Raw genomic sequence first — 10,124 nt, forward strand, 5'->3', positions numbered from 1 at the left:
CCTGGAATAAAGATTTTTTGACCGGGTTGAACATCCAACCATTCAGTTAAAGCTTGATAAGCCGTTAAAGCTGTCAGTGGTAATGAAGCGGCTTCTGTAAAGCTGAGATTACTTGGTTTCAAAGCCGCATATTGTTCTCCAACGACAAAATACTCTGCAAAACTGCCCCAACGGTCGGCACTCGCTGCCCCATAAACCGCATCACCCACTTTAAAACGTGTCACCTCTGCACCAATCTTCGTAACAATACCAGCAAAATCATTGCCTAATGTTAAGGGCAATTTTTTAGGACGCACAGCTTTTAATGCACCGTCACGTAATTTGTAATCAACAGGGTTCACGCTAGCCGCATAGACTTCAATTAAAATATCATGAGCGCCAACAGCAGGTGTTTTTACCTCTGTTAAAATAACTTTTTCATCTTTGCCATATTGACTAATTTGCATTGCTTTCATTACGCTTCACTCCTATCAATTTATCGTGATTAAAGCTTTTAATTTCTACAATGCTAAGTGTAAAACAAGTAGGGATTGAACGCAAAAATAAGAACTTCATTCAAAAGATACATAATGAGATAACTGACTCTAGTATTTTGACGATTTTAAATTTTTTTATTACATTCATTTAATTAATGATAATGTTAAATTAACAGCGTTATCGATTAGCAATCGATTGATACCTGATTTCAACAATACCGTAATACCTACCAATGTGACAACTAAGGAATGTGCCACTGCTTTCACATCAATATCCTTATCTATTTCTCCAGATTCAACACCCATTAACAGCTTTTCTTGGAAAATAACTGTTAGATACATTTGATGTTCTCTTGTTAAAACTTCAAATTTTTCATCATGTGGTGCTAGCTCTACAATTGTATTAATACAAAAACAACCTTTACTCGTATCCCTGCTATATTCTTCTTCGATTACCCCTTCAAATAAATTAAGAAAGGCAACTTTCACAGATGTGTATGTTTGTAATTTTTTTCGAATAAAAGAAGCATGTTGGTTATTATATCTACGCAATGCAGACTCAAACAGTTCTTCTTTATCACCAAATGCACTGTACAAACTTGGTCGTTGAATACCCATTACTTCTGTTAAATCACTGATAGATGTCGTAGCATAACCTTTTTCCCAAAAAATTTCCATTGCAAAATCTAATGCTTTATCTTTATCAAACGCTCGTTTTCGAGCCATGGTTCATCCTCCTTCATAATATAAACACTTATCGAATCATCTTATTCTTGGTTTATTTTTAATTGTTCTAAAATTCCAAGTCTATCCACCTGAATCCAATATTCTACTATTTTTTTATTTTCTAATCGATAGACAGCACTACCTACTTCAATAACTTCTTTATTAGTTGGTGCATAACCGTCGTATTCAGCTCTGTGTTTTCCTGATTGTTTCCATCTCACGTAAACTTTATTTTCATTTGAAAAAATTTCCTGAACTTCAATTTTAAAATTTCCCCAAATTTCTAACATTTCATTTATATGCTCAGCATACTCAAGCGGGGTCCTTGTTATAGTTACAAAATTTTCAGAGTTCATCTGGTTAGCTTTCACTTCGTTCGCCATAAAGATACCAACTTGCTCTAGTTTAGTACCCGACCTTACAACTTCATAAAATTTTTCAATTACTTGTTCATCATCTGTTAACGAGGGGTACAATTCACTCAAAGGTACATTATTATTTAATAGGTGATAATCTAAAACTTCTTTATTTTCATCTAGCATAATCAAAACCTTCGTTTTTTTACCAATCGGTATAATTAAAATATTATTACTCAATCCATATTTTGTCAATAAAAAAAATAATTTGACAGATTTCAAAATTAAAACTATGCTTTAAAATATAAAATAACATACCGAACGGTATTCAATTGGAGGAATTTAATTTGAAGCATCATGATACAAACACACCCTACTCAGTTATTAAACAAACTTTGCGATTAACGTACGATAACACACTAACTAAATTCTCGGAGTTTCTATTAGCACTAACAGCAGGGATGACTGTTGCTAATATTTATTTTGCGCACACCTTACTAGATTCTATAGCTGACGAATTTTTGATTTCTAAAGCAACCATCGGCATCGTCATTACAATATCACAAGTATTTTATGCACTTGGCTTGCTTTTATTAGTACCACTAGGTGATATATTAAATATCCGTTCCGTCATTCTTTATCAAATATTATTACTTGTAATCGCATTAACCGTTGTTAGTTTTGCAACTAATAGTATTGTTTTTTTTATTGGTATTGGAGCAGTCGGCTTACTTGCAACCGTTACACAAACTCTCGTTGCCTATGCAGCACTTCTAACACGACCTTCTGAACGCGGTCGAATAATCGGTTTGGTTACAAGCGGAATTGTTATCGGTATTTTACTCGCACGAACTTTCGCTGGAATAATGAACGATTTAGCAGGATGGCGATCTGTCTATCTTTCGTCTGCAGCAATCTTGTTGCTATTGATTAGTCTCTTACTTAAAAAACTCCCTACAAAACTGTATGAAAAATCGACACTATCTTATCCTCAGCTAGTATTTTCAGTTGTACTATTACTCGTTCGTGAAAAAATTCTAATTATTCGTGGATTACTTGCTTTTCTTATTTTCATTAGTTTCAGTACATTTTGGACTGCTTTTGTTTATCCGTTAGTTTCGCCACCACACTCTTTTTCACACATGATTGTGGGATTATTCGGGCTGATAGGTGTGTTTGGAGCATTAGGTGCTAATTGGTCAGGTAACCTAGCAGATAAAGGCTTTGGTCAACTCACCACCTTTATTGCGCTCTTGTTACTATTATCGTCTTGGTTTTTCATTAGCTTTATAGACAGCTCTATTTTTTTACTAGTTATTGGCATTATTTTATTTGATTTTGCAATCCAAGCTATCCATGTCACCAATCAAAGCCTAACTTTAAAAATTAATACCGCAGCAAGAAGCCGACTCACTGCTGCTTATATGATTTTTTATTCTGTAGGAAGTGCTACTGGATCAATTATTTCAACAAATATTTATACATACTACGGTTGGAAAGGCATTTGTATCTTCGGTTTTACTATTAGTTTTTTAGCAATTATATTTTGGTTAACCACTTACAAAGCGACAAAAAAGCTTCTCTTGAAGGTAGATCTATCAAAAATAAGCTAAAATAAAATTGTCGTCAAAAAAACCTTTTAGATAATAACACATCCAAAAGGTTTTTAAAAAACAACTCTATTCCACTGTCACTGATTTTGCAAGGTTACGTGGTTTATCAACATCACAGCCGCGTGAAAGGGCTGCGTAATAAGCAAATAATTGCGTAAAGACAACAGATACAAGTGGTGTTAATTCAAGTGCAGTGTTTGGGATAACAAACGTATCGCCAGTTTGAGCCAATTCTTCAGTCACAACAATCGCTACTTTAGCACCACGAGATTGTACTTCCGAACAGTTACTACGAATTTGTAATTGCGTATGAGGTTGTGTCACCAAAGCAATCACTGGTGTATCATCTTCAATCAAGGCGATTGTACCATGTTTTAGTTCACCACTTGAAAAGCCTTCTGCTTGAATATAAGAAATTTCTTTTAATTTCAATGCCGCTTCTAAAGAGACAAAGTAATCAACGCCACGTCCTAAGAAAAACGCGTTACGTGTTGTTGCAACATAATCTAACACCATTTGTTGGATTTGCTCTTTCTCATCAATGATTGTTTGCATAGCATTAGCTACAATACCTAATTCATGAGCCATATCATGCACTTGAACAATATCTTGAGCTTTGCCTAGAGTTTCAGCGAGAATGCTTAATACAGCTACCTGAGCTGTGTATGCTTTTGTTGATGCAACAGCAATTTCAGGTCCAGCATGTAATAACAATGTATAATCTGCTTCACGTGATAACGTCGATCCAGGTACATTTGTTAAAGTAATTGCAGCATGTCCTAATGCTTTCACCTTCACAAGGACTTGACGGCTATCTGCTGTTTCACCACTTTGTGAGATGAATAAAAATGCTGGTTTTTCAGATAATAAAGGCATATCATAACCAAACTCACTTGCCACAACCACTTCTACAGGAATGCCCGCTTTTTCTTCAATCAATTTACGACCAATTAAACCTGCGTGATAACTTGTTCCACATGCTACGATGTATAAACGATCAGCGTTGATAACAGCAGCTTGTAAATCTTCTGCAATCGTAAACGCACCTGTTTCATCTTGATATTTTTGAACAATACGGCGAATAACACCTGGTTGCTCATCGATTTCTTTCATCATATAATGCGGATACATACCTTTTTCAACATCGTCTGCATCAATTGAAGCTGTAAACGGTGCACGTTCAATGGCTTCATTTGTTGTTCCACTAAAAAGTTGGTATCTCTCTGCTGTTAAAATACCATATTCACCATCATTAATTTCAACAAATTGATCGGTTTCTTTGATAACAGCCATAGCATCACTTGCGAGCATATTGCTTTCAGCAGCTACACCGATTAGCAATGGACTTTTATTTTTAGCGAAAAAAAGTTCTCCTGGACGTTCACTATCAATTAAACCAAACGCAAATGAACCATCCAAAACATCTAACACATTACGGAAAATTTGTTCTGTTGATAAACCTTTTTCAGCAAATTTATCCATTAATTGCACAACAATCTCTGTATCTGTATCGCTTTGTAATGCCACCCCGTTTAAATACTGTTCTTCTAACTGACGGTAATTATCAATAACACCGTTATGAACAATCGTAAAACGACCTGATTGTGATTGATGTGGATGCGCATTTTCTTCATTTGGCACACCATGTGTCGCCCAACGTGTATGTCCAATTCCACAAGTACCAGTAGCGTCATTAGCTACGGCTTGACGTAAATCAGCGATACGTCCCTTAGTCTTAGTCGTAATAACTGTTTGATCAGCTACAAGGGCAATCCCCGCTGAATCATAACCACGATATTCCAATTTTTCTAAACCATCCAACAAAATATTTTTTGCATTTAACTTTCCAATATAACCAACAATTCCACACATCTTATAATTCCTCCTAAAGTGTATTAAACGCTTCAAGAAAGACCGTTGTTTACTCGGTTCTTGTGCAAACAGTCACCTGCTTGTTTTAACCTCGCATATCGACCCCAACAGGCCGGAAAGTATCCGCCGACTCCTCGATAACTTTCTCCTCGTCTACTTATTTAACTATAAGTACTGGCGCTAGCAATTAAGCTTTCATTAAATTGGTACAGTCTTAAACGTTTTATGTAACAAAGTAAATTGTACACCAACACGCTTATCAAAGTCAATAAAATTCATTATAAAATAAACAAAAAAGACATAATTCTATATAAGAATTATGTCTTTTTATCAATTGGTATAGCTCAATTCCGATGACTAATGGAAATACTAGTTTAAATCACCTAAAAAGCTTTTTCCGTATGCTGGCATTTTAACACCAAAATTATCAGAAACTGTCGCTCCCAAATCAGCAAATGTTTCTCTTAATGCTAATTCACCGTTTCCTGTTAAGTTTTTCCCATAAACCAATAACGGTACATATTCACGTGTATGGTCTGTGCCTTTGTATGTCGGATCATTCCCATGATCGGCAGTGATAATCAAAAGATCATCCTCTTTCATGTTGGCGAATACCTCAGGTAAACGAGCATCAAATTCTTCCAATGCATCACCATAACCAATAGGATTACGACGGTGGCCATATACCGCATCAAAATCAACTAAGTTTAAGAAACTCATACCATGGAAATCAGATTTCAACACTTCAACAAACTTATCCATTCCATCCATGTTTGATTGTGTGCGGACTGCTTTCGTTACACCTTCGCCATCAAAAATATCTGAAATTTTCCCAATAGCGACAACATCTAAACCACCATCTTTAACATGATCCATAACTGTTTTATCAAATGGTTTGAGCGCATAATCGTGACGATTTGGCGTACGTGCAAAATCTGCTGCATTTGTCCCTAGATAAGGACGCGCAATAATACGTCCAAGCATATACGGGTCTTCACGTGTGATTTCACGACAGTACTCACAAATGCGGTACAATTCGTCTAATGGAATAACCTCTTCATGGGCAGCAATTTGCAACACTGAATCAGCTGATGTATAAACAATTAATGCACCTGTTTTCAATTGCTCTTCACCAAGTTCTTCTAGAATTTCTGTCCCACTGGCTGGTTTATTACCAATAACTTTTCGACCTGAGAAAGCTTCGATTTTTTCAATTAATTCATCAGGAAAACCATTTTCAAAGACACGGAAAGGCGTATCAATAAATAACCCCATGATCTCCCAATGACCTGTCATTGTATCTTTACCTGCTGATGTTTCTTGCATTTTTGTATAATAACCAAGTGCTGTTTCTGCTTTAGGAACGCCTTGTATTTCTTTAATATTCGAAAGACCTAAATCTGCTAAGTTAGGAACAGTTAAGCCGCCTTTTTCACGAGCTATATGCCCAAGTGTATCAACATCAAAATCACCAAATTCAGCTGCATCTGGTGCTTCTCCAATACCGACTGAATCCATTACAACTACATGTATACGTTTGAATTTTTCACTCATTTTTAAAACTTCCCTTCATTTTAAGTAATATGCCATCTTCATTATACTATGTCTTTTAACTTTTTAGCAGGATTTCCACCCACAAGTGTATTAGCTACAACGTCCTTGGTTACAACAGAACCTGAAGCAATGACTGCATTATCTCCAATTGTAACACCTGGATTAATAATAGCGCCGCCACCAATCCAAACATTGTTGCCAATATTAATTTCTTTGCCAAATTCAGCACCTGATATTCTTGTCTGTGCATCTAATGGGTGTGTTGCTGTGTAGAGATGAACCCCCGGCGCCAACATGCAGTTATCACCGATACGAATGGCACACACATCTAAAAAAACACAATCAAAATTGGCATAAAAATTAGCACCAACATGGATATTATACCCGTAATCACAACGAATATTAGGTTCAATATAAGTATTTGTATCTGATGTTCCTAATAATTGTTTTAACAATGCTTTTCGTTCTTGGATGTCTATCTCCGATGTAGCGTTATATAATCGTGTTTTCGTTCGTGCTTGTGTTCGTTCAAAGACAAGTTCTGCATCCATTGAATTGTACAGCTTGCCCGCTAACATTTTTTGCTTCTCAGTTAGCATTATCATACCTCCTTATTAACTTTCTACTCTCTCATTTTAACATATAAAACGCTTTCATCACATCGTTTGAACAAATTCTCTCTAACAGTTTTTACTTTTGTTCACATCACTTTCATCAGTTGCTTTGGATAGCTCATCATCGTATGCATAAAAAAAGGGCTTCCTGCCAAATCTGTCAGCAAGAAACCCATTATATTTTATAATCCTATAAACCCATTTCTGTTTGTACAACTGCTACAATTTTATCGCAGTAATTTTCACAATCTTCTTCACTTGCCGCTTCAACCATAACACGTACTAACGGTTCTGTTCCTGAAGGTCTAACAAGGACACGGCCTTTATCGCCCATCAAAGCTTCTACCTCAGCAATAACAGCTGCAACAGTTTGGTTATCAGTGACATGATGTTTATCGGTTACACGCACGTTTACAAGCTTTTGCGGGTATTTATCCATTTGATCAGCAAGTTCTGACATCTTTTTGCCCGATTGTTTTAAAATATCAACCAATTTAACCGCTACAAGCATACCATCACCTGTTGTATTATGATCTAATAAAACGATATGACCAGATTGTTCGCCACCAAAGTTGAAATTATTCTTACGCATTTCAGCGACAACGTAACGGTCACCGACTTGAGTCATTACATCGTTAATACCAGCTTCTTCTAAGCCACGATGGAAACCAAGGTTGCTCATGACAGTTGAGACAACTGTGTTGTTTTTCAACAAACCTTTTTCAGATAAGTAATTACCAATGATAAACATTAATTGGTCACCATCAACAATATTACCTTTTTCATCAACTGCAATAATACGGTCACCATCACCATCAAACGCTACACCAACATCCGCTTCGTTATCAACGACAAAACGCGCCAACGCTTCTGGATGTGTCGAGCCAACACCATCATTAATGTTTAACCCATCTGGTGTAGAAGCCATTGTGAAGATATCAGCATCTAAATCAGCAAATAATCGGTTAGCAAGTTGACTCGTTGCACCGTTAGCCATATCGATAGCTACCTTAACACCTGTAAACTCTTCACTTGCACAAGAACGTAGGTATTGTAGATATTTTGCTGAGCCTTCATAAAAGTCTTCAACTGATCCTAAACCATCGTCACTCGGGCGTGGTAGAGTATCCTCCGTTTGATCAAGCAACGCTTCAATTTCAAGTTCAGCTTCATCACTCAATTTGAAACCATCAGGTCCAAAAAATTTAATCCCATTATCCTGTACCGGATTATGTGATGCAGAAATCATAATACTTGCAGCAGCATCTTGTACGCGCGTTAGATAAGCTACACCAGGTGTCGAGATAACACCAAGACGCATTACTTCACAACCAACTGAAATAAGACCGGCAATTAGTGCCTGTTCTAACAACACACCTGATATTCTTGTATCACGACCTACAAGTACGCGCGGATGTTTTGTATCTGAGTGCTGCGTTAATACATAACCTCCAAAACGACCTAATTTAAAAACTAGCTCCGGTGTTAATTCTTGGTTAGCTACACCTCGTACGCCATCTGTTCCAAAATATTTACCCATTTTTTATTTCGCTCCTTTAAATTAATCCACGTTACAACTTATTATTCCGTTGTTTCTGAGGATGTATTAGTTTCTTTATTTTCAGTTTCACTATCAGACGTTGTTGCTTCATCAGTTGTGTTATTTTCAACCTCTGTGTTTGTGTCTGTTGCTTTTTTTTCGCTACTTTCAATTACTTCTTCATTCTGTTTATTTGTTTCTTCTCTCACATTGTTTACTTTTTCCCCTGTACGAATTGTTACATTAATTGTTGGTGCTGAAACTAACTTTATGCCATCAGGCACCTGTATGTTAACTTTTTTTATGATATTACCACTCACATCACTGACATCGACTGGTACTTCGAGCGATTTTATTTTATCGAGCTCTTTTTCATCGCCTTCTAAAGTGACTTGTGAAACATTAGAAGTCAAACTAGAAATAGTCAGATTGTTTTTTGGCTCTCCCTTTTGAATTAATGAAATCGGGATGCTTTTACCTGATTTTGAAATCGGTACTGTAATTTCAACAGACTTTTTACTTAATTGAACATTCGTGATTTTATTATAGTTATTATCAAGCACTGTTAAATTCGTTTTAATCGTTGTTGTCTCATTTAACGGTTGCTCAGATGTAACCTTAGCCTTTACAGCTGTAATATTTAAAATTGTATCTCGTGGTCCAGTCACCTTGATTTTATCGACATCTGAAGTAGGCGGCCCAGATTTATAGCCCGTAGCAATAAGCTGTGGTGATATTTCAGGTTCGACATTAAATTCCTTGGTGATTTTTTCTTGAATCGTTACAGTAATTTCAGCAGGCGTAACAGTCGCTTCGATACCCTCTGGTAAATTAGTCGGTTCCAGTTTGACTATCTGTGTACCTACAGATACATTCTGTAAATCAGCAACAACCGAAAAATCACCTTGCTGTTCCATCGCTTTAATTACATTGCGTGAACCTTTAACTTCCATTGTTACCTCTGAAGGCACACCAGAAATAACGATACCATCTGAATCATTTAATACTTTCACCGGAACACCAGTAATAACTTCTGTATCATTGCCTAATAAAGACAGGCCACTCTCTTGTGTTTTACTTGCTGTAGAATCTGTTGTCACACTGTAGAGTACAAGCGTTAAAACCAATGCTAACACTCTTAATGCCCAACGACTCGATAGTATGCGGTCAATCATTTTTTACGCCCCCTTTTTGGGAATATCCATAGGGTTTGTTTGCTCTCTTGTTTTTCGAACGTTTTTTCAAGATACGCTCGTAAATCGCTTAAACTTAACTCTTGTTGCATTTTTCCATTCATTGTTGTTGAGATGCCGCCCGTTTCTTCTGATACGATGACTGTCAATGAATCCGTTACTTCAGAAATCCCCATCGCA

General features: G+C 36.5%; 9 protein-coding genes and 1 pseudogene. 1 reads left to right on the forward strand and 9 read right to left on the reverse strand.

Annotated elements, in window-relative coordinates; all coding sequences use genetic code 11:
- The 3 genes from IKV95_RS06125 to IKV95_RS06135 all read right to left on the reverse strand — a co-directional run.
- On the reverse strand, positions 1-455 hold a 455-nt coding region (locus IKV95_RS06125; RefSeq protein WP_287451519.1), incomplete at its 3' end, for an NADP-dependent oxidoreductase.
- Between the two features lie 165 nt (positions 456-620).
- Positions 621-1,202 carry a TetR/AcrR family transcriptional regulator gene (locus IKV95_RS06130; protein ID WP_069120767.1) on the reverse strand — a complete coding sequence of 194 codons (582 nt, stop codon included), beginning with the start codon at positions 1,200-1,202 and terminating at the stop codon, positions 621-623.
- A 41-nt stretch (positions 1,203-1,243) separates the two neighbouring features.
- Positions 1,244-1,744 carry an ester cyclase gene (locus IKV95_RS06135; RefSeq protein WP_081312169.1) on the reverse strand — a complete coding sequence of 167 codons (501 nt, stop codon included), beginning with the start codon at positions 1,742-1,744 and terminating at the stop codon, positions 1,244-1,246.
- A gap of 161 nt (positions 1,745-1,905) precedes the next feature.
- Here IKV95_RS06135 and IKV95_RS06140 point away from each other — a divergent pair, with 161 nt between their 5' ends.
- Complete coding sequence (locus tag IKV95_RS06140; protein WP_069126381.1) at positions 1,906-3,171, forward strand: MFS transporter; 1,266 nt, start codon at positions 1,906-1,908, stop codon at positions 3,169-3,171.
- 66 nt (positions 3,172-3,237) lie between these two features.
- Here the strand turns inward: IKV95_RS06140 and glmS are convergent, their stop codons facing one another.
- From glmS to IKV95_RS06170, 6 genes and pseudogenes are all read right to left on the reverse strand, one after another.
- A complete protein-coding gene (glmS, locus tag IKV95_RS06145; RefSeq protein WP_287451521.1) occupies positions 3,238-5,043 on the reverse strand; it encodes a glutamine--fructose-6-phosphate transaminase (isomerizing) in 1,806 nt (601 codons plus the stop codon).
- A 369-nt stretch (positions 5,044-5,412) separates the two neighbouring features.
- Positions 5,413-6,597 (reverse strand): phosphopentomutase, encoded by a 1,185-nt coding sequence (deoB, locus tag IKV95_RS06150; RefSeq protein ID WP_069126378.1) that lies wholly within the window; start codon positions 6,595-6,597, stop codon positions 5,413-5,415.
- A 41-nt stretch (positions 6,598-6,638) separates the two neighbouring features.
- The gene (locus IKV95_RS06155; RefSeq protein WP_069118903.1) at positions 6,639-7,196 is read right to left on the reverse strand and encodes a sugar O-acetyltransferase; all 558 of its coding nucleotides are present in this window, start codon (positions 7,194-7,196) and stop codon (positions 6,639-6,641) included.
- Positions 7,197-7,401: 205 nt separating this feature from the next.
- Positions 7,402-8,751 carry a phosphoglucosamine mutase gene (gene glmM, locus IKV95_RS06160; RefSeq protein WP_069126376.1) on the reverse strand — a complete coding sequence of 450 codons (1,350 nt, stop codon included), beginning with the start codon at positions 8,749-8,751 and terminating at the stop codon, positions 7,402-7,404.
- Between the two features lie 41 nt (positions 8,752-8,792).
- On the reverse strand, positions 8,793-9,926 hold the full coding sequence (locus IKV95_RS06165; RefSeq protein WP_120473076.1) for a CdaR family protein: 1,134 nt from the start codon (positions 9,924-9,926) through the stop codon (positions 8,793-8,795).
- Positions 9,923-10,124 (reverse strand): annotated as a pseudogene (locus IKV95_RS06170) (diadenylate cyclase); the annotation flags it as partial. The gene IKV95_RS06165 and the pseudogene IKV95_RS06170, both read right to left, overlap by 4 nt.

It is taken from the genome of Brochothrix sp. (assembly GCF_017549435.1).
Lineage (GTDB): Bacteria > Bacillota > Bacilli > Lactobacillales > Listeriaceae > Brochothrix > Brochothrix thermosphacta.

What these genes read in the sequence shown, in the direction of transcription:
- IKV95_RS06130 (WP_069120767.1), bottom strand. Translation starts at nt 1,202, where the DNA reads ATGGCTCGAAAACGAGCGTTTGATAAAGATAAAGCATTAGATTTTGCA.
- IKV95_RS06135 (WP_081312169.1), bottom strand. Translation starts at nt 1,744, where the DNA reads ATGCTAGATGAAAATAAAGAAGTTTTAGATTATCACCTATTAAATAAT.
- glmS (WP_287451521.1), bottom strand. Translation starts at nt 5,043, where the DNA reads ATGTGTGGAATTGTTGGTTATATTGGAAAGTTAAATGCAAAAAATATT.
- deoB (WP_069126378.1), bottom strand. Translation starts at nt 6,597, where the DNA reads ATGAGTGAAAAATTCAAACGTATACATGTAGTTGTAATGGATTCAGTC.
- IKV95_RS06155 (WP_069118903.1), bottom strand. Translation starts at nt 7,196, where the DNA reads ATGCTAACTGAGAAGCAAAAAATGTTAGCGGGCAAGCTGTACAATTCA.
- glmM (WP_069126376.1), bottom strand. Translation starts at nt 8,751, where the DNA reads ATGGGTAAATATTTTGGAACAGATGGCGTACGAGGTGTAGCTAACCAA.
- IKV95_RS06165 (WP_120473076.1), bottom strand. Translation starts at nt 9,926, where the DNA reads ATGATTGACCGCATACTATCGAGTCGTTGGGCATTAAGAGTGTTAGCA.